Source organism: Pedobacter nutrimenti (assembly GCF_032678445.1).
In the GTDB taxonomy this organism is placed as follows: domain Bacteria; phylum Bacteroidota; class Bacteroidia; order Sphingobacteriales; family Sphingobacteriaceae; genus Pedobacter; species Pedobacter nutrimenti_A.
This window is the reverse complement of the sequence record NZ_JAVTSQ010000008.1, coordinates 39426-64996: the sequence shown is the minus strand read 5'-3', so window position 1 is coordinate 64996 and position 25571 is coordinate 39426. Positions and strand designations below refer to the sequence as shown.

General features: G+C 39.8%; 18 protein-coding genes. 2 read left to right on the top strand and 16 right to left on the bottom strand.

Annotation, left to right across the window (positions count from 1 at the left end; genetic code table 11):
* Nucleotides 1-56 precede the first annotated feature (56 nt).
* Together R2S08_RS15475 and R2S08_RS15470 are read right to left on the bottom strand one after the other, a co-directional pair.
* Nucleotides 57-1229 (bottom strand): FecR family protein, encoded by a 1173-nt coding sequence (locus R2S08_RS15475; RefSeq protein ID WP_316835995.1) that lies wholly within the window; start codon nt 1227-1229, stop codon nt 57-59.
* Between the two features lie 102 nt (nt 1230-1331).
* Nucleotides 1332-1925, bottom strand: a complete 594-nt coding sequence (locus R2S08_RS15470; RefSeq protein ID WP_316835994.1) for an RNA polymerase sigma-70 factor — start codon at nt 1923-1925, stop codon at nt 1332-1334.
* Between the two features lie 382 nt (nt 1926-2307).
* Between R2S08_RS15470 and R2S08_RS15465 the strand changes: the two genes are divergently transcribed.
* Together R2S08_RS15465 and R2S08_RS15460 are read left to right on the top strand one after the other, a co-directional pair.
* Entirely contained in the window at nt 2308-3390 is a 1083-nt protein-coding gene (locus tag R2S08_RS15465; protein ID WP_316835993.1) for an ionic transporter y4hA, read from the top strand.
* A 245-nt stretch (nt 3391-3635) separates the two neighbouring features.
* A complete protein-coding gene (locus R2S08_RS15460; RefSeq protein WP_316835992.1) occupies nt 3636-4421 on the top strand; it encodes a GDSL-type esterase/lipase family protein in 786 nt (261 codons plus the stop codon).
* Nucleotides 4422-4560: 139 nt separating this feature from the next.
* Here the strand turns inward: R2S08_RS15460 and R2S08_RS15455 are convergent, their stop codons facing one another.
* The 14 genes from R2S08_RS15455 to R2S08_RS15390 form a co-directional block, all read right to left on the bottom strand.
* Nucleotides 4561-5880 carry a MutS-related protein gene (locus R2S08_RS15455; RefSeq protein ID WP_316835991.1) on the bottom strand — a complete coding sequence of 440 codons (1320 nt, stop codon included), beginning with the start codon at nt 5878-5880 and terminating at the stop codon, nt 4561-4563.
* A gap of 12 nt (nt 5881-5892) precedes the next feature.
* Entirely contained in the window at nt 5893-7206 is a 1314-nt protein-coding gene (locus R2S08_RS15450; RefSeq protein ID WP_316835990.1) for a MutS-related protein, read from the bottom strand.
* A gap of 7 nt (nt 7207-7213) precedes the next feature.
* Nucleotides 7214-9553: a Gldg family protein gene (locus tag R2S08_RS15445; RefSeq protein ID WP_316835989.1), complete on the bottom strand. Its 2340-nt coding sequence runs from the start codon at nt 9551-9553 to the stop codon at nt 7214-7216.
* Between the two features lie 49 nt (nt 9554-9602).
* A complete protein-coding gene (locus R2S08_RS15440; RefSeq protein ID WP_316835988.1) occupies nt 9603-10529 on the bottom strand; it encodes an ABC transporter ATP-binding protein in 927 nt (308 codons plus the stop codon).
* Nucleotides 10530-10531: 2 nt separating this feature from the next.
* Nucleotides 10532-11653 carry a TlpA disulfide reductase family protein gene (locus R2S08_RS15435; protein WP_316835987.1) on the bottom strand — a complete coding sequence of 374 codons (1122 nt, stop codon included), beginning with the start codon at nt 11651-11653 and terminating at the stop codon, nt 10532-10534.
* A gap of 143 nt (nt 11654-11796) precedes the next feature.
* A complete protein-coding gene (locus tag R2S08_RS15430) occupies nt 11797-12318 on the bottom strand; it encodes a LacI family DNA-binding transcriptional regulator (RefSeq protein ID WP_316835986.1) in 522 nt (173 codons plus the stop codon).
* Nucleotides 12319-12325: 7 nt separating this feature from the next.
* The gene (locus R2S08_RS15425; protein WP_316835985.1) at nt 12326-14410 is read right to left on the bottom strand and encodes an alpha-N-acetylglucosaminidase; all 2085 of its coding nucleotides are present in this window, start codon (nt 14408-14410) and stop codon (nt 12326-12328) included.
* Nucleotides 14411-14419: 9 nt separating this feature from the next.
* Nucleotides 14420-15766 carry an alpha-L-fucosidase gene (locus R2S08_RS15420; protein WP_316835984.1) on the bottom strand — a complete coding sequence of 449 codons (1347 nt, stop codon included), beginning with the start codon at nt 15764-15766 and terminating at the stop codon, nt 14420-14422.
* 37 nt (nt 15767-15803) lie between these two features.
* Nucleotides 15804-17000 (bottom strand): DUF4998 domain-containing protein, encoded by a 1197-nt coding sequence (locus R2S08_RS15415; protein ID WP_316835983.1) that lies wholly within the window; start codon nt 16998-17000, stop codon nt 15804-15806.
* A gap of 12 nt (nt 17001-17012) precedes the next feature.
* Nucleotides 17013-18209, bottom strand: a complete 1197-nt coding sequence (locus tag R2S08_RS15410) for a DUF5000 domain-containing lipoprotein (protein ID WP_316835982.1) — start codon at nt 18207-18209, stop codon at nt 17013-17015.
* A 21-nt stretch (nt 18210-18230) separates the two neighbouring features.
* A complete protein-coding gene (locus tag R2S08_RS15405) occupies nt 18231-20168 on the bottom strand; it encodes a RagB/SusD family nutrient uptake outer membrane protein (protein WP_316835981.1) in 1938 nt (645 codons plus the stop codon).
* A 10-nt stretch (nt 20169-20178) separates the two neighbouring features.
* Complete coding sequence (locus R2S08_RS15400; protein ID WP_316835980.1) at nt 20179-23583, bottom strand: TonB-dependent receptor; 3405 nt, start codon at nt 23581-23583, stop codon at nt 20179-20181.
* 119 nt (nt 23584-23702) lie between these two features.
* Nucleotides 23703-24818: a FecR family protein gene (locus R2S08_RS15395; RefSeq protein ID WP_316835979.1), complete on the bottom strand. Its 1116-nt coding sequence runs from the start codon at nt 24816-24818 to the stop codon at nt 23703-23705.
* Between the two features lie 46 nt (nt 24819-24864).
* Complete coding sequence (locus R2S08_RS15390; RefSeq protein WP_316835978.1) at nt 24865-25437, bottom strand: sigma-70 family RNA polymerase sigma factor; 573 nt, start codon at nt 25435-25437, stop codon at nt 24865-24867.
* Between the last annotated feature and the right edge of the window lie 134 nt (nt 25438-25571).

Here is a 25571-nt window from a genome sequence, read left to right as displayed (position 1 = left end):
GGTCAAGGGTGCTCTAACACCTTTGACCATTTTTTGGCTTACCATGATTGCTATAGCTATTTTGTCACGATAACCCTCCTTCCTTCTATTTTAAAATGTACATCGCCGTTAAATTCTATGATTTTCAATAGGGAGGATATATTTTTCGAACGTGAAATTTTGCCTTCGTACATGCTATTGGGATCGGGTTTAAACTGATACACCACATCTACATTATACCACTTGGCCACTTTTGCCATAATGGCTTCCAGGTTCTCATCAAATTTGAAATAACCATTTTTCCAGGCCACAACATCTTCCACATCTACACCATTTGTAACCGTAATTCCCTCTTTGCCTACCTGTGCCTGCTCGCCGGGAACCAGCAGCTTTGTTGCTTTGCCTTGCGAAACTTTTACCGAACCTTCTATCAGTGTGGTCTTGATGAGTTTTTCATCGGTATAAGCCATAATATTGAAATGTGTACCCAGCACCTCAACCGTTTGATGACCCGCTTGAACCTTAAATGGCATCCTGGCATTGTGCGCCACCTCGAAATAAGCTTCTCCAGAAATTTTCACATTTCTTTCATTCCCCGTAAAATGTAGCGGATAAGTAATACTTGACAATGCATTTAACCATACCTTAGAATGATCAGGAAGAATGACTTGCCACTGCCCCCCCACGGGCACCTCAATGGTATTAAATTCTGGTTTGAGCGCAGCAGAAGCTGTACTTTCGGTAGTCTCATAAACCAGTTGACCATTGGCTGTTTTAGAAATCCGGATGCCAGGCTGGCTGGCAATCTGACCTTCACTTAAATCCTCTAAGCTAATTTTTTTACCATTAGCAAGTATTAAAACGGCTTTATTGTTTCCAGGCGCAACATCATTAGCAGCAGTAGAATCCTTGAGATATTTCTTTTGCTCAGCAAACTGAAAATAAAGCGCTACTCCAATAGCCAGGAATATTGAAGCTGCAGCTGTAAATATTTTAATTTTTTTATATAAGCTAATCTTAGCAACAGGAGTCGCTGCCTGGTGTACACGATCATAAATCCTGAATAATATTTTCTGTTTGGTTTCTACACGCTTGGCAGATGACATGCCATCAGTATACCCCTCATTAGAAGCCTGATGCTCATACCAAAGATTAATTTCTTCAATTTCGGCATCTGTGGCTTCTCCATTTTTAAACTTGGTCATGATCTCCAGTAGATGCTTCTCAAATTCCTTTTGGTTATTGCTCATATAAGGTATTCGAAACAAAAACCAAAAGGTTCTACTCTAAAGTAAAATAATCTTTAAAACAACGGTAACCAACTGATTATAAGCAAGAAATATTTTAAAAATCTATTTAAGTAAGAAGAGCAGACAAGCAATCAGCAACTTTATAGTACTGCCTTTAAATTCTTCTCTCAGCAGTACCATTGCTTTATGAAGATGTTTTTTAACTGTACTAATCGAAATTGCCGAGCGTTCGGCAATTTCCTGATGGGATAGCTCTTCAAATCGGAACATCATAAATACTTCCCTGCATTTTTCAGGCAACTTTTCGCATCTGGATAATATAAGTGATTTAAATTCTTTAATTTCTAACTGATCATCCGGAGTTACAGGAGAAAGCTTTGTTTCCGCAATCAAATGATCTATATGCCTATAGTGCAGCTGCTGCAAACGATAGGTATCAATCACTTTAAACTTAAGCGCTGTTTTAAGATAAGCCTTCAGAGTAGATTTTGGATCTATGTCTTTACGACGAAAATACAAACTGACAAGGACTTCCTGAACAACCTCCTCAGCATCTTCTCTCGAACGCAAACGCTGATAAGCCGCATTTAATAAGACTTCCCAGTACCGATTGTAGATTTCAGTAAATGCATTCTCATTTCCCAGCTTAAGTTGGATAATTAAATCAGCGTCAGAGAATTGATCACAATTTTTCATTAAAACTAAAAGCTAGACATTTAAAAATTATTTTAATTCAAGCAATCTCGTGAGATGGCATTATCGGCTAAAAACATACTACGCTCTAAAGAAATCCTATTTGGTTTGGGATTAAAATTAAAACTTTTTATTTGTTTAGCAAAACTAAACTTTGTTTATTACTAATAAAACAAATTCCAGTTAAATTATAGTTACCAAAACAAGAGAACCCAGACCAAGCATTTTACATTTCTGCACCCAATCAAGCCTGAACCCAATCCCGTCTGCACCCAATCCGGTCTGCACCCAAGAAAATATGTTTTCATGAGCGAACATCAGAACATGTAATGTTCAGAGAGCTCAGAAAACATATTTTCTAGCACAATAATTGCATTGTTTCAGTATGATCAAAAAGCTCCCACTTCCCTTATGGACCATTATTTCTCCCCTCATTGCCTGGCTTGCTTACTTCGCATCCTCTTTGAATCTGGGCGGAATGTACATTTTCGTCCTGGCCGCCGTACTCATCGCTGCTGTACTGGCCGCAGTGCACCACGCAGAAGTTGTCGCCCACCGCGTTGGTGAGCCATTTGGCACCCTATTACTCGCCCTGGCCATTACAATCATAGAAGTAGCACTAATCGTTTCATTAATGCTTGCGGGCGGGCCGGATACGGCCACCCTTGCACGCGACACTGTACTTGCTGCTGTAATGATCATTTTAACCGGCATTATTGGCCTCTGCCTGCTGGTTGGAGGCGCAAAGTTCAAAGAGCAAATCTTCAATTTGTCCGGAGTAAGCGCCGCACTGATTACGCTGACCGCGATCCTGGTACTCACCCTTATTCTTCCAAACTATACAACCAGTAAGGCAGGCCCGGAATACTCCTTCACACAACTCTTCTTTGTAGCCATCATATGCCTTGTTTTATATGGATCTTTTGTACTGGTACAAACCATCAGGCACAGAGATTTCTTTTTACCGCCCGATGCAGACGGGAACGAAGAAGTACATGCAGATCCTCCAACAACCAAAGTAGCCCTGCTAAGTGCATTTTTACTTCTTTTATGTTTGGGTATAGTAGTATTACTAGCCAAAGCCATCGCACCAGATATAGAAAATGCAGTGATCAGTTTTGGAGCACCTAAATCGCTGGTGGGCGTAATCATTGCTGCTGTAGTTTTACTACCCGAAGGACTCGCAGCCTACCACGCCGTTAGAAAAAACAGACTGCAAACAAGCTTAAACCTTGCCCTGGGTTCCGCATTGGCCAGTATTGGTTTAACTATTCCCGCAGTAGCCATTGTTTCGATTATTACCGGAATGACCATTACACTCGGAATAGATATGAAAGCTACTGTATTGCTGCTGCTGGCACAATTCACCATTATGCTTTCGTTTGCCACCGGTCGCACCAATATCCTGCAGGGCGTTGTCTTGCTCGTAATATTCGCCGTATACCTCTTCACTATCATAGCCCCCTAACTCAGGAATCCACTCTACACCCTCACCACTCTGCACCCAATCCAGTCTGCACCCAATCCGGTCTGCACCCAATAAAATATGTTTTTATGAGCGAACCTCAGAACCTGAAGCTCTTCGCGGAAGGTTCTGAGAGCTCAGAAAACATATTTTACCCCATCTCCTGCTCCACAAGGGTTTAAACAACTATTTTAAAATTTGTAAATGCAAAATCAGACCAAACTCCTACCTTCATCAAAAAAAGATTCATGAAAAATTCCCCTTTAGCCAAAGTTATTCAAGGATTGCTGATGCTCGTTTCTATAGTTTTGCTAACATCTTTTTCTTCAGGAAAAAGAACGAAACTGAATATTATTTTTATAGGCGACAGTATTACTGAAGGGAGCGCATTACCGCAGCCATCCCTGGAAGCACCCTCAATTGTAATTAAACAAACCCTGACCTCAAAGAAGCAATTTACATCTGTTAATGTTGCAAATTTGGGCTTTAGTGGACATACCAGCTTTGACTTTTTACCCACCACTAATAAAGATTTCCCGAAGGTTCTTGAAGCTGCAAATGCACTAAACAAAGACACCTCTGCTACACTGTTGTTTTCTATTATGCTGGGAACTAATGACAGCGCCATATCCGGGCCTAATGGATCACCCATCTCTCCAGAGCAATACGATCAAAATCTTTCCAAAATAATCGATGTTTTATCAACTCAGTTTCCAAAAGCAAAATTTGTAATTCAATACCCCCTTTGGTATAGTACTAATACCCAGAATAACGCTTCTTATTTAGAAGAAGGCTTAAACCGATTAAAGAACTACCTCCCAAAAATAGATAACCTGGTTAAAAAGTATAATCAGTTAACCCCCAAACGAGTATTTGCAGGAGATAAATCTGGTTTTGATTTTTTCGAAAAGAACCATATTACTTTGTATAAACCAGAACAAGGTAAAAAGGGTACATTTTATCTACATCCAAATGCGGAGGGATCAAAAGAACTCGCAAAAATATGGATCAAAGGGATATTAAAGGCGATCTAATCCCCTATGCACCAATCCGGGTCTGCACCCTTCCCGGTCTGCACCCAAGAAAATATGTTTTCATGATCGAACATCAGGGCCTGAAGCTCTTCGCGAAAGGTCCAGAGAGATCAGAAAACATATTTTCACACCTTATTTCTTATCGCTCAAGAAGTTCCAGTATTTTTTCACTCTGAATAATCATCATTCCCTGTCTATCCTCAGTTATACCCTCTTTAAGCCTATAAGTATACCGCGGTACTCCCGCTTCAAGTATAGTCGGCATATACCGAAACTGAATATTAGGGAAACGTCTAAGCTCTTCGCCCACCTCAATAATGTGCGTAGAAACAACAAACAAACAATTTGTGTACTCAGCAAAACCCTCAGTTACCGCTAATGTACCATCAAAAGCATCCTTTACATTAGTTCCTTTAAAAAGCTCGTCGAACATTAACATCAACCTTGCTCCGCTCGCCGCCGCCTCGGCCGCTTGTTTTACCCTAACCACCTCTGCGTAAAAATGACTGTAGCCCAGGTTGATATTATCCGCCACATTAATGGATGAATAAAGTCCTTCCCTCAGGGAGAATTCAAAAGAATCCGCAGCCACCGGGAACCCCATATGAGCCAGATAAATTCCAATCCCAAGAGATTTCATCCAGGTGGATTTTCCCGCCATATTAGCACCGGTGAGGAACAAAACATTACTATCTTCCTCTAATAGTAAATCATTTCCAATGGCCTTTTCAATGCAAGGATGGCGCAGGTTCTGACAACGAAAAATGTTCTCTTCGGGCTCAAGTGCGGTAGCGTACCGAAAGCCTTTTTCTTTTGCAACCATGCCGACAGCCTGATAAACGTCCAATTCATAGATGAAAGAGAGAACATTCCCCATGTCTGCAAGGAACTTCCCTTTAAGCAAATGTTCGTAAAACACGAGCGTACCTAAAGCAATTTCCGAATAAATATCCATTTGAAGGAGCTGGTCCATTTCAGGCCTTTTGAGCAACGCCTGTATTTCCCGTACCCGCGATTGGAAAGGTTCAGGGGCCCAGGACAACAGAGGAACAAGAGCTGCAGTTTTCTTTAAGACCTGAACGATCGCCTGAAAGCCCTGAATACTCTTTTTATAACGTTCGTCGCGGGTTAGCCGCGCCAGTACACTCCTGGAAAGCAGACTGAAATAAACACGTATTTTATGGTCGTAAGTTTTGGTATCCAGATATTCCCTGAAAACAGAAATCACCTGAACATCGTAATCAAACCTGAAATCATGTTCTTGAAAACATTTAAAAGTTTCACTTCTTTCATTGATCAACGCAGTACTTGATAAAGGATTATTGAACATCTCATCCAACAAGTGTTCCCCTCCTCGCGTTCTAACCTGATTGAATAAGTGATATACCGAACCCGCCCTGAATTTCCCAAGCAAATTCAACTCATCTAAAGTTTGCCTGTCTATCTTAAATTTGCTCATTTTTTCCAATATTTATAGGGTTTCATTACAGTAAATCCTTCCCTTTTTTCCATTCTTCAATATGTCCAGAATTCCTTCGCTGCGTATAATTAACATACCATGCCGATCATCTGTAACCCCACGCTCCAATGTATAAGTATATTCTGGAGTGGTACCGTTCATCCGTGTTGGCAGGAATAAAAAGTCTATTCCAGGTTCTACCCCCAATTGCTCTGCGGCTTCTACAATATGAGATGAAATAATAAAACGGCTTTCGGAATTGCGGGCAAAGCCCATGGCAATAGCAACCGTTGCTTCATGCGCATCTTTAACATTTGTTCCACGAAACAATTCATCGAAAATGACAAACAGCTTTTTTCCTTTATGAAGCTCGGTAGCCATCTTCTTTACACGCAATACCTCGGCATAGAAATGACTAGCCCCCATACCCAGATCGTCTGGCAAATTAATGGTGGTATACAGTCCATCCATTATGGAGAATTCCATAGCCCGGGCCGCTACAGGAAATCCCATGTGAGCAAGGAAGGTCGCCGTACCCATCGATCTTAGAAACGTACTTTTTCCTGCCATATTTGCCCCGGTTAGAAAAACCAGGCTAGAATGACCTTCCATCGCCATATCATTGGCTACCGGTTTTTTCAGTTCCGGGTGAAATAATCCCTCCACACGCAAAATACGGCTTCCCTTTTCGTGCGCTTTGGGATAAGTAAACCCATATTTCAGCGCTACATTGGCAATACTCAAGTATACATCCAATAGGTAAATCAGATGGAGCAACCCTTCAATTTTTATTTGTCCTTTACTTCTAAAAAGTGCATCAAAAGCCGTTATTGCAGAATAGGATACTTTACCACTGTTCTTCTCTCGCAAAACAGGCTGTAAAACATCCGATTCCAGAATTGCGATAATGGCATCTCTTTCTCCGGCAAAAGGAACTGATGCTTTCACAACATCGATATCGACGAATATTTTAAGTTTCTGCGTGAGCTGGATGATAGAGACCACTCCGTTTTCAATATCCTTATCATTTAATATTTGTTGCCGTGAAGCTCCGGCATCTTTGGTGCTGGCCGTATATTTTTCGGCCATATCCAATAAGGATCCCTCAAAAGGAAATTCCAGCTGATGTTCTGAAAAATAAGCAAAAATATTACGGCGGTAGCCAATGGATTCAATATCCGATAATGGATTCCTGAACATTTCCCTTAGCAATTTCTCGCCACCCCGGGTATGGGTGTCATTATACAGGTCAAATATCCCTGTTTGTTCCCTCTTGCCAAAAATCCGAAGATCTTCGAGCGTCTGCGCGTCAGTTTCAAGTTTCATATCAAGGCTATTTACGTTTACGGCGAAGTAGTAGAATTGCACCCATGCAAGCTATTACGAATGGCAAAATCCAGACAAACACAATTTTGATGATTTCTGCTGTTCTTAGAGAAATAGTTAATAGTACGTCCACAGGTGTTTTAGGAACAATGTAAATGGGCAAACGATTGTGATCTAGCCAGCTAAAAAGAGCAACAGAAAATAAGCCTCCACCTCTTCTCAATTTGGACATAAAGTCTGCATCACCAGATACCGCAACCCGCTGTTCTTTTTGTTTGATCTCTCGTGACAGGCTCAGTAGTGTCGAATAGCTTTTTTCTTTCGTATCTCCCCCGGAAGGATTATATACCGGAGGAACAGAATCGACTACAACCTTACCTATTTTATTGAAGGCATTACGAGAAGGATTCGTTTTCAGGATAGGCTGAGCTTTAAATCCGGTACCAGAATTAACCACTGCAACTTCAGAAACGCCGGGCATAAGGATATTCAACTCGGGCATTTTCTTACCACGTGCCAGTCTTCCTCTTTCCAATATAAATTGATCAGACAGCCTTAATCCCTCTTTTGTCAATTCCGGTTTCACCATCTCTGGTGTTTCATTAGCCGTTAATTCGATTAAAGTTCCTGGATTCAGTTGCAGGCCCAATTCTGTAAGCACGGGGTTCAGCATGGCCTGTTTTCCGGGCTCACCTAAAATCAAGGTATTTCCACCTTCTGCGATATAACGTTTTATTTTATCTTGTTTTATAGCACTCAGATCGGTCTTAGGATCTGCGATCACCAGGGCGGCAATTCCTTTGGGAATCTCCTGCTGATCTAAATTTATACTGTCGCTGTCAAACCCAAGGTTCGTCATTGAAAAACGGTTAGAAATATCGTTCAACTGGTAGTGATATTCCCGTTCACCTGTTTTATAGACACTTCTTTCCAGGTTACCGGAGGTAAAAATAAACTTTGGCCTGACGGGCTGCTGAAGCCGTTTAAAAGCAGCTGAAACGTTCATTTCGTTTGGCCAGAAATCAGGATCATCATAGGTACGGAGAAAGGTCGAACGTCCCTTATATTTGAGTTGCATGACTACCCTCAAACCTTCCGGTCTTAAATCAATTTCCTTGCGGATTTGCTTAGGAGTTTTATAGTTAGAAAGATCAACCTTTTTTAATTTAGCCTGCGTTTCTGCAACTTCTTTTATAGTTTTCTTCGGATACGTTTTAAAGAACATGCTATCATTGTCTGCTACATCGTAGTAATTGACATACTTTAATTTGATCTCCGGTTTAAAACGAATGTATCTTTCCCAAAACAAAATCTCATAACTTTTTCGGTGTTCTGGTAACCCGCCGTAATCTATACCACCGCCCAATAAGTTCACGTAAAGCGTAACCTCCAGAGGTTCTCCCTTTTCAAAGTCTTTGATCACCTTCTGGCTATTTGGATGTATGGTATTGACTTTATCATGTGTAACATCCCAATAGCCCATAAAAGCGGGCCTGGAGGTAATATATCCTATTGCCAATACTCCAACAAAAACAAATAAATATTGCAAAGCTCTAGTTGACCAGGGCTTTGACTCCATTGCCCCCTTCACCCGGAATAAGGTAAAACACAAGAACATACCGATAATTAAAAGGTAGTAAATGACATCACCCGATGTAATGAGACCTGCAATCATTTTATCGGTACGGCCGTTGGCAGAAAGAAAATAAGTCAAATCCCGTACAAAATCATATTGCTGCCCAATCGTACCAATTGCCGCTAATAAAAAAATGATTAGAAAGGTAGATATTGCCGACACAATCGGATAGGTACTCAGGCTACTCATAAAAAGACCAAGTGCGGTATAACAGCATATGAGAAGAAAAAGTGCCAGCATGGAAGAAAATATCAGACCGGCATCCATATGAACAATTGAAAACACGCTGCTAATCAGAAATATCGCTATGATTCCCAATAACATTAAATTATAAAGTATGATGGCTAAATATTTCCCTAATACGATCTGGTGGGGCTTAACTGGAGAAGAATAGAGTAATTTAATGCTACCACTATTGATTTCCCGATTGATCAGGCTCATGGTCAACAACGGAACAAAAAGATATAAATTACTTACAACACTTTGAAATAGCCCGCCTTTCAAGAGGATAATATTGGTAAGTGATACACCAAATCCCTCAAAGTGCGGATTATCACTCATAGCAACATCCTGATAGCCGGCCATTATAGTCAGCTGATTGGTGTAAAAATAGGCACACTGTAACAAAAAGGCGACCCCCAGGAACCAGGCTACCGGCGAAAAGAAGAGGTTCCGAATTTCATTCAGTGCAATCTTATATATAAGTTTCATTTGGTTTATTTAATGGTTTAGGTTTATACGTGATCTAATTTTTGGATGATTAGTTCTTAAGTGTCTGAGAAGAGAGTTGCTTAAATACATCCTCCAATACACCTTTCTCCAGACTAATCTCTTTTAACCTCCATCCATTGTGCACACTGGTTTCTATAATACGTTCTTCAACATTCTGTCCGTTATCAAAAAAGATCCGGAGCTTTCGCTCACTCATATATTCCACCCCGGTTATGCCATTAATCTGGCGAAGCTCGGCCTCTGCAGGTGGATTCTCCAGATAGACCAACAAGCTATTGGGCCGTAGATAATTGTTAAAGGCATCAATCGTATCAGAAAAGACTACGCGACCTGCTTCAATCATAATAATCTCCCGGCACAGCAGATGAATTTCACTCATGACATGGGAAGAAAGCAATACGGTTCTCTCTTTACCAATTTCCTGAATGAGTTTTCGCACTTCAATCAATTGGTTGGGGTCTAAACCATTAGTTGGTTCGTCCATAATCACCAATTGTGGTTTATGAATAATAGACTGCGCTATTCCAACACGTTGCCTGTACCCTCCCGAAAGATTTTTGATCAGCCGGTTACTGAAATGGCTGATCTGACATTTTTCTTTAACTTCTTCTACGGCCGCACGGATAACGGATCGTTCCATAAGGCGGAGCTCAGCACAATAGTGCAAATATTCATCAACAGTAAGATCAGTATACAAGGGTAAGATTTGCGGAAGAAATCCAATCTCTCTCTTAGCCCGTTCGGGCTCCTTTTGTAAGTCTATCCCGTTGATCTCAATACGTCCCTCGCTCTGTTTCAAGGCACCGCATATAATATTCATTGTGGTCGATTTACCCGCGCCATTGGAACCCAGAAGGCCAATGATACCGGTTTGGTTAATCTCCAGGTTAATATCCCGGATAGCCCATGTCAGCGAATATCGATGAGATAGGTTACTTAATTTTAATATACTCATAGCTAATTAATTACACCATTCAACTTACTGTTCACACCATCTCCATAGAGCCCCACCGCAATGACCTTTCCTTGCGGATCAATCAGAAAATTTGTCGGGATATAGGTAATGCCATAGAGTGTCTGGGCCTGTTTGGCCGAGTCATCAACCAACTGTGGCCAAGCCAGTTTTTCATCCTCTAATGCTTTACGCCATTTACCCTGGTCCTGGTCAACCGATAAGCTGAGCAGCGTAAAATTCTTTTGTCCAAACTGTTCATGTGCTTTTTTCAGAAATGGCATTTCCTTACGGCAGGGTGCGCACCAACTGGCCCAAAAGTCCAGCAAAACATATTTACCCTTATAATCAGATAGTTTAACAGATTTCCCGTTAGCATCTGTAAGTGTAAAATCAGGAGCTTGTTTATTTAATAAAGCATTTTCTACTACAGCAGGCATCTTTAGATTTAGCATTAAAGTGGCCAGCCTCGACATCCGGGCTTGCGGCCCAAGTTGCTTAATCAAATCCTGCATTTCATTAAGAGGTATCTTGTTGAATAGAAATCCATTGATTACATACACAGAAACCGGATCATTCGGATATTTTTTTAACCATTCCTTGGCAGCTACTTTACCTTTCTCTATATAGTCCACATATTTCTTCTGGAGATTTTGAGACGCTTCCGTATCACCAATCTTCTGGGCCTTCACTATTTGTTCGGCCAGATCCTGTGCCTGGTCCATGCTCATGCCACATGATTTATCCATGTAACTGATCATTTCCTTCCAGCTGCTAACAAACTCACTTCCGCTAAAGCTGGCTTCATTAAAGCCCTTTGCATTTCCCGAAACGTTCACTTCGCCCGGCCCCATATGCATATAAAAACCAAGGTCTTTATTAAACTCTGAGCCGACCTGAACGATATAAAAACTACTGGAATCTGTTTTAGTGGTTAACTCAAATTTGTGGTCTTTAACAATGGTTGAATCTGTTGCTTTGGTAACAATATCGATTAAATACACCTTCTTCCCATCAGGAAGCATTGGGAGATTGGCCGATACCTTTAACTTGTTCTGCGCTGATAATATGGAACAGGAGCAAATCATTCCCGCCAAAAGGAATGTAATCTTTAAACTTGGTTTCATTATTGGTCAATTAGGATTAGTTATGTGGTTGTTATTTATATTATCAAGGCATCCGAACCCTAAAAAAGGGTGAATGTGATTTTAATTTTTTTCTCAACTTTCTAATCCACAGATGAATGCGTCTTCCAAGTTAGACGGGGTAGTTATTGAAATTCTAACATCGAAAACAAGCGTTCAATAGCTAAAGCCGATTCATCTTGTTTCCCATTCCGGTTACCTAGAGTGACAACGGGAATATTATATTTTCTGAGTTGTTCAAACTGCTCCTGATCTTCCGTGTATTTGGTAACAGCAATCAGAATACCGTCAACCCTAAGGTTTTTCATATTTTCCACAATCTGTCTTTCCCGGTCTGGCTTCTCAAATGACTGACCGAAAATTACATTATAATTCTTACTGTGCGTATAACGCTCTATCTCACGCAGAGTTGAGCAATAAATAGCTTCAGCAATATCCGGTAAAACAACACCTATAGTAAAGGTCTTTCCCTGCTTGAGGAATACTGCATTCTGGTTGGGCTGATAGTTTAATTCCTTAGCTATTTTATTAACCCTCATTGTTGTGACAAGACCTATACTTGGATGTCCCCGGAGTGCCCGGGATACAGTAGATGTATCGATATTTAGCCGTTTAGCTATATCTTTGAGTGTGGGTATCTTTTCCATTTTCTAATCATTTATTTGACCATTCTAATTCCATACCATAGTAATCAATTGGATAGGTAACCTCCCCTTTCATTTTCCCAATCACATCATTGGCAAATTTCCGCCATCTTTGTAAATACAAGGAAGATAACATGCCTCCCCATTCTTTATTTGCATATTCATGTAAATCGGTACCGGGATTGTTATCCGGCCCCCAGTAACTAATTTGTGTTTTCGCATTGTGAATAGCCAATTTTTTGTCCTCAACATTACTTCCAAAATCATTAGCCTGTTGCAGCCAGCGAGATAAAGTGAAATGCTTATTGGTGTTTAACAAAGCATCTTGACTTAACAAGGCCTTTTCAAACCGGGCATATGCGGCTCTGAATTTTCGCAAATCTTTTATTTTTATCGCAGATATCATTTGCTGATAAATTCGCTGTCCTTTATTTGCATTAACCTGTCTCATAAAATCGACTTTATCAGCTCTGTAAGTCTCTACCCTATTTAACTCCGGGGTGCTTAATACGGCTTTCTTAAACATTACTACCGCTTTATTAAATAAAGCAGTATCATAGTATAGCTTTGAAGTACCGTAAGCAGATGCCGACTTCAGGTCTAAACCCGGGCGGGCACAAAATATAGACTCGGGCGGGCCATCCGGATGGACAGTAGGGCTACTATAGACAGTGTGTAATAGTAATTGCCAGGCAAGCCTCAATTCATCATTGGTATAACCATAGCGATACCAAACATAATTTTCAATCCAGTCTTTTACCACCAAACTGTCTTTTTGCCAGCCAAGATCTGATAAGAGATCAAATACGACAGGGTTATTGTTAATACCTTCGGGCATAATTCCAATTCCCGTAAACAGCTTATTGTATGGGCTGTTTTTTGCGCTGTTAATGACTGAGTTGAAGTATTCCAGCCTGCCAAACAAACCCACCTTTTCACCAAAATTACTAACCGGACTCAATACAAACGGCGTTCCTTCAAAGCCCTCCCTTTTTTTCCATTGAGCAGGGTGTTCCCCAACCAACTCCATAACTAAGGTATGATTCTTATCCAGGCCTTTTAACAATTCTTTAGATGGATTACTCCCCCAGGCTTGAAATACCCAGGTACTACCCGGAAAATTCTGTTGCATATTTTGTTGAATCAGTCCGGCTGTCTTCGTCAGATCGACGCCTTCACTTGAACCACCTTCATGAAACAGATCTCCGCCGAAATACTTAATATTTTTACCGTATAATTTCCTGGTTTCCAGATAATAAATATTTGCCATTTTTGTGAAAATTTCGTCATCTGGCAATAAAACATCTGGCCTTGTGAAGTTGCCGGCCCATTTTCCTTGCTTTTTTATTCTGGCATCGGGAAATTTATATTGCAATGTAGTCGGTACCATACCATAGAACCCTTGCGTTACCGGTTCTATGCCCATTAACGCCATTCTTTCAATAATTTTCTTTCCTAAGGCTGCCTGCTGATGGATCATGGTTTGGGACATCACACCTCCCCACCCTTCTAAATTGCCCATGAGCCACCAACCAGTGAATGCCGGCCCCGGTATAAAATCAGCTATTTCCTTTTCAGTAAACTCCATTTGCTTTAAAGTATTCTGCCATATCAGTTCCGTACCAACCGGTGCCAGGACTAAATTAAATCCATTTAAAGCCATCCAGTCCAGTTCGCGCTCCCAGTCTTTCCATTTATAAAAACTCATTGTATAATTAAGCGTGCAATAGTTTAAAGCATACCTGTATTTATACGGAGAAACGATTCTTATTGAGCCTTTTATTTTGGGTAAATGAGCTACAGGTGATAGATTATCTCCCAAATGGGACATGCTTCGATGGCAGTAATATTTTAAATACCAATTAACGCCCATAGCAGCAGCACTTGGTGTAGATGCGGCAATATGTATCCCGTTTGCCTGGCTCGAAAGTTCAAAAACATCCCTTCCAGCCTCATCAGGAATGGCCCTAAAAAAAACCGAAGATGACAGCCAGGGAACTCTTCTGCCAATCAATTCTTTCAAGCCTTTAAATTCCTGTGTATAGCCTCTTAATGAAATAGAGGCTATACACAGGAAGATTATAATTTTTTTCATGCACAATATTTACTGAAGTATTAATTCAACAACAGGTATCTCATACTTTGGCTTATTTTTCGGCAATGTTAATTCCACATCAACGCCATTTACAGCCTCCTTATACATCAATTCTGAACTGTCATTTAAAAACTGGGCGTATTTAATTTTACCATGATAAGCCGGGAGGATCAGTTTACCATCTGCCGGATAATCAAACAAATGCACATATAACCGTTTTGTTTTCGGGTTATAGGTTAGTTTAGCATTTTCCGGAACTTTAAAATCTAAAGGCGCATAAGTACAGTTATATACCGACTTACTATTTCCATGCATCCAGTATGACATACTATCGAGCGCATTGGTTGCCCTATAATCAAATTCACCACGGGCAGTTGGACCAACATTGAGAATTAGATTTCCTCCATTGGCTACAGAAGTAATGAGCAAGTCGAGTAATTGACGATGTGTTTTCCAGGTATTTTCATCACGAAAATAGCCCCATGAGCCTGAAAAAGTTTGACAGGTTTCCCATGTTTTACCCCGGAACTGCGCCAGTTCTTTAGGGCTTACTTGTTCTGGTGTCACAAAATCCTCTCCATCTGTATATTCATCAAGATTAAGACGGTTGTCTACTATGATTCCGGGTTGCAGTTTACGGATCATCTTTAACAATTCGACACTGCCCCAATCATCCTTTCCTTTACCGTTTTTGCCGGGGTAGGAAAAGTCAAGCCAAAGTATATCGATTTTGCCATATTTAGTAAGCAGTTCCTTTATTTGGTTGTGCATATACTGCTTATACTTATTCCAATCTTTTCCTTTATTTACAGCAGTATAATCCGCGTTCTCACCATCAAGACGTTGTGGATGCAGGGCATCTATTGTAAAATCAGGATGATGCCAGTCGATCAGGGAATAGTAAAACCCAACTTTGATCCCCTCTGCACGAAATGCATTTACAAACTCTCTAACAAGATCACGCTTAGCTGCAGTTTTAGTCGCTTTATAATCGGTATATTGAGAGTCAAACAAACAAAACCCTTCATGGTGTTTGGTAGTGAGTACAGCATATTTCATTCCTGCAGCCTTTGCTTCTTTCGCCCATTTTTTGGGATCAAACTCATCAGGGTTGAAATTGTCAAAATACTTTTGATAATTAACTGAGGTAATGCGTTCATTATGCTTTACCCATTCGTGCCTTGCGGGCTGGGCATATAATCCCCAATGAATAAACATACCGAAACGGTCTTGTGTCCACCATTCCATTCTTTTCTCTTTTTGTTCCGGGCTTTCATTACCAATCCTTTTTTGAGCAGTAACCGACGCTGTTGTTAAGGATGCAAGCAGTAACAATAATAATAGTCTTCGTATCATATTTTTAAATTGTGTGAGTAAGCATAATTCAGTTAAATTAAGGGTTATACCAGAAGGAGATTTCGCTCATATGGCTTTCTACACTATTATCAAGTGTTTTTGTAACCCGGATTCTAATATATCTTACAGGAGGAATTCCATCCAGAAGATTTACTTTAAATGGAGCTGTTCCATCATCTGACCTTTCCACTTCTTTAAGAAGTGTCCATCCTTTTGCAATGGATTCGGCCTTCCAGCCACTATCATTTCCAGGAAGTGTAGTTGCCGCATTTGTGATGTCAGCAATTCCCCATATTTCAAATTTAACAGGGTTGTGACAGGCGCAATCTGTTCTACCTATTTCTTCAAAACGTGTTAACTGATATAACCCTCCAAGATCAATTGTAAAATGATGTGGCAAACTGCCTCCCTGTGTATGATAAATATTAGGGTATCCGCCGGCCTGGCCATCCCAAATAGAGGCAAAATTGGATCCATAGGCGTTTCCATCCACATCATTCGGCAGATTAACCTTTTTCCAAAGGGCTTTGCCAACAGGCAAATTCTGAAGGCGTAAAGAATCTTTAGTAAGAACCAAAAACGAATCAATAGCCATTGTGCTAGGTTTATAAGAAGACTGATAATAGATCTTCGTTCCAATCTTCCAATCGGCTATTTTTGCGGTATCCACATTAGGAGAAAGCATAACTTTCTTTTGCGCGCCTATAATATTTGTATACCATATACTTGTTGAAACATTAACCGTATCTGGTTTTTTCCAAACAATGGCTAAACCATTATCACTTTCTGAATATACAGCAGTCTTGATTGTCCGGTTTAATAAGGTAGCCTGGTATTTAAGCCCATATACATTTGCAGATGGCACCAAAACAGGGATGGATTTATGCCCCTGATCATCAATTGAAAAAATGGAAAAAGTATAATTAGCTTCGGGCATGTTTACCAAAAGATGTTTAACCGTATCATCTGGTTTAAATGCCGTAGCATCAAACTCAATAGAGTCTGTTTTATTATTCCAAATAATTCTATACTTCTTAATTCTGGCATCAACCCCTCTGGCCCAGGTCAGCAATATCCTTCCGTTACCGGGCGAAACATTAAGTTTTGTTGGTCCATCTGGATAGACCTTTTCTCCACCAACCAGATATTTTTTATAATCATCAGCTTTTTGGCAGGATACAAAAATGGCAATGCCCAATATTAAACCGATGTAACTTATGTTCTTTTTAAACATGATTGTAATTTTTTATTGTGTATCTCCCCAAAAAGTAATCTCTATTGCATGGAAAAAGTCGGTACCGCCCCAGTTTTTCAATATTTCCATTCTAATGTATCTCACAGCAGGTGCTGAACTAGGAAACTTAAACTCCTCGCCTAAACCATCGGTCCCCTTGGCATATGCAATATCTTCATTGGTCGTTTGCCCAAAAGGTAATCCCGATGGTTTAAATGATTCACAGTCCATTAGCTTTGTCCATCCATCCCAACTTCCGGAAGCATCAGGCAGTGTAGCCGTACCCCACATGCGCCATGACCGTGGATTACCGTGATTATATTCGTAACCGCCAAAACGCTGTAATATTTTGAAACGGCTTAATTTGGCCACTACGCCAAGATCAAATGTAAATCTATGCGGGCGGGGTAAAGCACCCTGAAGGGTGTGAAAACCATCCCCATCCAATTTTCCATCCCACAAATTGGGCATTTCCCAACCATATGCCGATGGCTGATCGTCAGGCAATTTATAAGGCTTGAATTTGGTTTTATCCAACTTTGCCTCAAATAATGGGGTAACCGTTTTAAACAGCGTATCCGAATTATTATTCCACCTGTCTTTTATATAAACCCCAAATACCCTCGGAACCGGATCATAACCTCTTGCAGAGAAAACACCATTTTTTACCCCAGTGTAAAAGGTTTCAATTGGAACAAGTTCTCCATTCTCATCTTTAGTGATGATAACCGCAGCAATTTTGGCCTCGTCCGGATTGGCGAAAGTGATGCTCACGCCTCCAAAATCTTCTTTCAATGTCAGGGTACTTCTAATGGAACGGTAAGGAGGTGTTTCCGGGTTTACCTTCGCCACCACTACTTCAGACCTGTTTTCGCTTTTGTCAACAGCGTATAACCTGACATCATAAGTGCCCGCCTTATTAAAACCATCTACTTTAATGGTATCGCTAAAGCGCGATGTTTTGGCTTGTCTTACCGTCGTACTATTGATGTTATACTCTGCCAGCACATATTGCAAATCAGCATCAGTTGGCAGCGAATAAGTAATAATTGCGCCTCCAGGGTTATTTTGCACCTTAACATTGGTAACAACGCCCGGTTTTATTCCATCATTTTCAATCGGTTTCTGAATGTTAAAATCTGTTTTGGAACAGGCATACACACCCGTTACGGCCAACAGAACAAGCAAGTAATAGAATATTTTTTTCATAACTGTCTTTTTAAATAAAAATTACCACCCAGGGTTTTGCACCAGCTTAGGGTTGATCACAAGCGAATTTTCTGAAAGTGGCCACAAATAATCTTTGAAAGTGAACACAGGGGCCACAATTTGCCTTACCCGATAATAGTTAACCGCATCTTCCTGCTCTAAATCCCAGCCTCTAATGGGTTTATTAAAATATTCATCGGCTTTTTTCCAGCGCCTGATGCTCCAGACTCTTTTACCCTCAAACACCAATTCAATCATCTGCTCTCTCTGAATAATCTCCCTAAATCCATCTTTTGTAGTTGGCTTTGCCGGATTTTTAGAGAAACTTGCCCAGCTTTCTATTACTCCTTTCAGTCCGGCTCTTTTTCTAACCAGATCAATCCATTTATACGCTTCTGCGCTTGGCCCGTTTAATTCATTTAAAGCTTCGGCATATAGCAAATACATTTCTGAAAGCCTGATGACCGGCCATGGATAGCCTTTTGTGTTATAACCCTTTGAATCACTTCCAAAATCGTTTTTATAGTTGACCAGTTTTTTTGGCCAATAACCGGTCACAGAAAATAATGCGGCGCCTAGTCTGGCTCCAAATTGTCCGGCCTTTGCCTGTAAAAACCAGGTTTTAGAATCGTTATACAATCCCTGCCCATACCAAATTCCACCATCAAAGCCTAAATCCGCATAAAATCTTGGCTCTCTATCAAAATTTAACTGAATGGTTTCGTAGTCTTTTTTCAGGTAAAACCTGTCTTTATCTGTAACCGTTCTTAGTTTAGTTAACCTGTTTGCATAATCATAATTAACATCTTCCTCAATAGGTACACCATTATTGCTATAAAACATCTCTGCAATATGTATTGGCGGAGATAGTGTAGACCGAATAGATTCATTATCTGCCGGCGGCGTTTTTATAGCATCCGGATCTGAGGAGGTAATCCTTGCCTGAGATAGCGACTGAACCCAACTGGCATAGGCATTTGATGCACCCCAGATGGTTTCCGAATTCCATTTATCAGTAATAGCTGCCCGGATGTTCATGGTTAATTTAGTAGAATCGGTAACTTTTTCGCCAGATTCAGGTACGTAATAATATAATGTTGCTCCGGCAGCTTCAGCCGCAGTTATTGCATCCTTACATGCATCGACAGCTTTTCTCCATTTCTCCACAGAATAAGCCGGATTAAATAACTGAACGCCGGTTTTATCTCTAAAATTAGCATAGCCTGGATTTCCATTAAATAAAGGGCTGGCAGCTGTGATCAATACTTGTGCTTTTATTGATAATGCAATTGGCTTTGTTAGTCTACCCAACTCGGATGTTTGGTTCATAATTTGGGCAGGAAGATCCGGAGCAGCTTCATCAATTAAACTAACCACATAATTTACTACAGAATCTACTGGCATTCTTGGTATTCTTACTTCTTCAATTGAAGCTGAAACCGGCAAATTTTTGCGGATAACCGGGATTGGGCCGTACATTCGGAACAGGAAAAAATGGTAATAGGCCTTTAGTAGTTTAACTTCGGCAATCCACCTTCGTCTTTCCGAATCAGACAAATCGGGTACTTTATTTACATTCTCCAAAAATAGATTACACTCCCGTATAGCCTGATAATAAGATTTCCCTCCCCTATCTCCATCCCAATAATTACCAATAGGATTTACAATATTTTGTTCGCCCCGTGCTATTCTGTACAATCCAATGTCAAAGTAAATTGAACTTGGATATTGTGCCGCAAGCTCATCGCCGGTCATAAATCCAGGATCGGTACTTGTATCTCCAAAATACGGTAAATTATTGTAGCAGGTGTACAAATATTTTTCGGCCTCAGTTCGCATTCTAAAGGCATAATCAATAGTACCGATATTATCGGGTACTACGTCAAGGTATTTTTTACAGCCTGTAACTGCGCATAATAAAATAAGAGCTGTAGCAAATATGTTTATATTTCTTTTCATCTTAAAAATATTAAAAGTTTATGTTTAAGCCCAGATTAAATACCTTTTGGAGCGGATAACCAAACCCATTTCCACCCAATTCGGGATCCCAAAGTTTGAACTTACTGAAAGTAAGCAGGTTTGTACCACTAAAGTAAACCCGGAATGTTCTCATCTTGAGTCTTTCGGTAAGCTTCTTTGGCAAAGTATAGCCCACTTCAAGCGATTTTACACGCAAAAAATTACCACTTCGCATAAACCAGGTACTCGTTTGGTTATTATTCTCAATTGGAGTTACCGAAAGCCTTGGCCAAAGCGCATAGATATTTCTATTTTCTTCAGACCAGTGATCGTCTGCGTAAGCTTTTAACAAGGCATTTTCTCCAATACGGCCAAAGTTTAATCCGTCAGGGTCGTAATTTACAAAGGGTGCAGTTCTCCAGGGGTCTAGAAAAAATGACTCTCTGCCTAATCCTTGGACGAAAACAGAAAAATCGAAATTTTTATATCCTGCAGAAATACCACCACCATAAGTTATTTCAGGTGTAGTTGGATTTCCGATAGGCACCTGGTCCAGCGGTGTAATTTGTCCATCATTATTGATGTCTCTATATTTAATATCTCCCGCCTGATATAGGCCAAAGTTTTGTTTAGGAGAGTTTCGCACATCATTTTCATCTATAAATAAGCGCTCTGCTATATAGCCCCATGTTTGAGAAATAGATTGCCCCGGATGAAGCTTATACTTCTCCTTATATTCTGGTTCTTCGTATTTATAATACTCCCCCCTGGCAAATGTAAAACTGCCTTTAATCGCAAACCAGGCATCTCCACTAAAATTCTCAGTATAATCAAGATTTAAATCTAACCCTCTTGATTTTGCCTCACCCACATTGGCAAGCGTGGTTACACTTAAGCCCATGGTGGTGGGTATAGATGCTCTAGCCTGCAATATATTAGTCGTTTTTTTCTCATAGATCTCTGCCACCAGATTAATTTTATTAAAAAGGCTCAACTCCATGGCCAGATTTTTTTGGTATGACTTTTCCCAAGTGATCGATGGGTTGGGGTATCTGTCAATAGAAACTCCTGGCCTAAATCGATTGTTATCAAAACCAAATGAAGCCCCACGACCATTATTGGTTAGGTTTACACTACTCAAATAAAAGAACCTGTCTTCATCTCTCCCAATCCTATCGTTTCCAACAAGGCCATATGAACCCCTTATTTTTAGTTTATTGATCAATGAATTATTCCAGAATTTCTCATTGGAAACAACCCATCCAAAACCAATAGTTGGAAAAAAGCCGAACTGCTGATCCTTGCTAAATCGCTCTGAGCCGTTATAACCAAAGTTAAACTCCGCAAAATACCGGTTATCGTAAGCGTAAGACGCTCTTCCTGATACGCCAACATTTCTATGTGGTAGTGAAGCCTGCACCTCGGCAGCCGGAAACAAGCTTTGCTGCATGGTAAAAATTAATGTGGCACCAACATTATGCTTCTGGCCAAATAGCCTGTCATAGTCAAGCGTTGCCTGTGCGTAGAGATTGGTATTTGCATCTTTATTACTTCCAAAAGCTTTGATGTCTTCATGAGGATAATTCGTATCCCATTCATTTGTCCTATCCTCATTTAGCCAGTTTAAAACATAGGTATTGCTCTGCTTATCATAAGTTCCTATATTATATAAATAGGGACCGTAGGCCCTCACCGCATCAAAATAAGAATACCTGTTGGTGCTAAATATTCCTTTTAAATTAAGCCCCTCGGTTATGACCGATAGTTTTTGATTCAACTCTACCTGAGCCAGCATTCTGCTTTGCGAATAATCTTTATAGCCACGAAGTAAATCTGCATAAGGATTGATATAAAATGAATTTCCTTCACGATAGTTACCAAATAAAATATGCTGAGAAGCAACATTTGCGGCATCGGGCGCATAATAAGGCGCAAATAATGTTGGGCTTGTTCTTAATGCCTTTTTATATACACCAGAACCTCCGTCAGCCGGTCCGGTATATTCGTCAAAATAACCTGAGAGCCTTACAACCAACTCTGTTTTCGGGCTAATTTGAATGTTTACATTAGAGCGCAACTGAAAGGTACTTAACTTTACATTGGTATTGAAATTATTTCGTTCATCTACTTTTAAAGTTCCGTTATCTAAATTATAGCCGCCTGCCACATAATACTGTGCTACATCACCGCCACCTTTAACACTTAAATTACCACGTTGATTGGTTGTACGGTCTTTAAATAACAAATCAGTCCAATTGGTTGAGGGATAAATGGCCGGGTTATCACCTGCCTTTGTATGATCGATTTTATTCTGTGAATATATCAGTTTGGCTAATGGATCTCTGGTTAATTGTGCTTCGGTATAAAGCTCCATATGGGTTATCGCATCGGCAATTTCTAATTTTCTTGTGGGTGCAGAAACCGAATTTTCAGCACGAAAGCTAAATTGGGCTTTTCCTGTCTTTCCTTGCTTCGTGGTTACAAAAATCACCCCATTAGCACCTCTGGCACCGTATAAAGCGGTAGCACTGGCATCTTTTAAAACGGAGAAACTTTCAATATCATCAGGCGATAATCTGGCCAGGTCGGTAGTCGTTAATTCAATGTTATCGATTAATACCAGCGGGTTTCCGCTACCATTGCCAAAAGTAGTTACGCCCCTAACAAAGAAATTGGCATTATCTGCTCCGGGTTCGCCACTGCGTTGATAAGCAATAACACCAGCCAAACGCCCTGCAAGCGCAGTGGTTAGGTTACTGGATGGTATTTTTAAATCTTTAGCACTTATAGAAGTAACGGAACCAACAACAGCTTCCTTTCGCTGCTTTTTACCAAAAGCGGTAACAACAACCTCATCAAGGGCACCCTGTTCCTCTCTAAGCATTATATTGATGACAGATCTATTAGCTGGTTCTTCCGATACCACAAAACCTATCATTCTAAAAACCAGAACGGAGTTGGCAGGAACCTTTATTGAATATTGCCCGTTTGCATCAGTACTTGTTCCAATACTTGGTTTGCCCTTTACGTAAACAGATACACCAATCAAAGGTTTCTTTAAAGTATCTATTACTAATCCATGAATAACAGTATCAGTAGTTTTCTTTTGTATAATATTGGCTTTCTCTTCGGGGTATGAAAAACCGGTCTCCTGGCTTACAGCAACAATGCCCCTGGAAATGCTAAAATTCAGTCCGGATTTGGCACTCAGTTCTTTTAATAACTGAATGATGCTCCTTTCTTTCTCCGCAATTCTAATTGGACGTACTGCTTTAAGATCATTTTGATTGTAGGAAAATTTCAACCCTGAAATATTCTCGATTTTAATAAAAACCCTTAATATAGGCTCATTTTTAAAGCCAATGGAATAAGTCTTTTCTATTCCCCTAGTAATCGCCTGAGCTGCTGCACTCATTATTAATGATTGAAACATCAGCACGAAAACTAAGACCAGAAAATAAAAGACCCCATGTGGACAAAGTAAGTTTCTTCCTCTCATAGTTATGATAATTTTGTGTTTATAGGGATTGGTTGTTATTTGGTTACTTGGTTATTTGGACGATCAGCGGGTACAAATACAATCCTATGGTTACGAATTGTCCAGGTTACCCTATTGATGAAACTTATGGTATTTAAAATTGTGGTGAGAGATTGTTCAGAATAATCACCTGTAATATTTTTAAACTGGCATTTACAGGTGCTTAAATCAATCTCTACACCATAGAAAAGTTCAAGCTTATCAACAATATTTTCCATCACTGCATTCCGGAATACCAATCTTTGATCTGCCAATTCCTCAAGTTCCATCTTATCAATTGTCTTTTTCTCAGATTTTAAGGTATGATTATCAATAACCAGTGAGGTTCCCGGCTCCAGAAACTCTGCGGTATGACGTGCTGGTGTATTCACTTTTACTTTTCCATTGATCAGCAATACTGAGGATTCTTTGCTACCTTGAAAATCACGGACATAAAAAACAGTTCCAATAGCAGTAGTTGTAGAATGACGGCTGTATACGACGAAGGGCTTTTGTTTGTTTTTAAATATCTTTAGATATACCTGGCCCGTGATTGCGACTTTTCGATCATCTTTATTATAATCATCCGAGATAATCAGCTTACTGTCCGGATACAGAATTGCAACTGTACCATCGCTTAGAGTGATCGTATTCCGATCGGTAGGGCTGGTCGCTATACACTGGCCTTTTATTTTGCTAAAAGAGGCTGCCGATGTTTGACCAGTCTTAAAAAAGAATAAAACACTTATGGCGATAAACATCAAAGAAGCTGCAATACCAGTGGCTATAAAAAGCCGGAGTTTCTTTGGCCCCCTTTTCGTGCTGGCGTCAGAACTAAAATTTGTTTGATAAAATAGTTTTTTAAACGACTCTAATTTATCTGCAATGATTTCCTCTGGTATTTCAGCGGTCAAAAGCAAAAGGATTTTCTTTGCTTCCAGACAGGTTATTCTGTCGCCGGGATATCTTTGGAAATGTAAATCCCATAGATTTATTTCGGCCGAATTATTTGTCAGGCAATAATCAATAAACGAAGGATCAGCTAATAAGTCCTCAACAGTTAAATTAGATTTATTCATTGGTCTATCTGGTTGTATATAGGATAGTGCAACAGAAAGAATATTTCTACTCATTAGATTTTTAAAAAAATCATAACAAATTGATTATCAACAATAAAAATTAACTCTTAAGGATCAGAAGTAATAATGCAATAGGTAGTTTTAATTCATCATGAAGACACTTTAGAGATCGATGAATATTATTATAAATGCTCTGCGTAGCGAGTCCCGTTATATCTGAAATTTCGTCATAGCCTAAGTTCTCATAGAACTTAAACATAATCAATTGCTTTTGTCGAGGAGGCAATTTCTCAATTGCATTCCGTACCCGTTCTCGGATTTCATCTTCTGTTTGTAATTGTACCATATAATCCATGACAGATACTTCATACAATTCCCGATCAGGTAAAATATTTTTAATCTCTTTTTCGTATTCTCTAGTAATTTTACGACGCAAATAGGTAAAAAGATAACTTTTAACATTTGCTACAGATTTAAGAACAAATCTCTTTTCCCATAATTCCAGAAAAACCTGACTAATTGCATCTTCCACATTTTCCTTTGCTCCATATAAGGAAAAACCGTAATTAAAAAGAGGATTATATAAATCTTTAAATAAGCAAAACAATGCTTCCTCTTCTCCATTCCTTAATCTTGACCAAAGCGATTCGAAATCACAAAATTCAGTTTTCATCGTTCCTAGTTAATATTGAATAATAAAATCATTTAGAGTTCGCCAAGAATATACTTCTCATAAAAAGAAATCAAGTCGTTTATTACGGGAAATATAACCGCATTTTTACAAAAAGCAATCATAATATTGGCGAA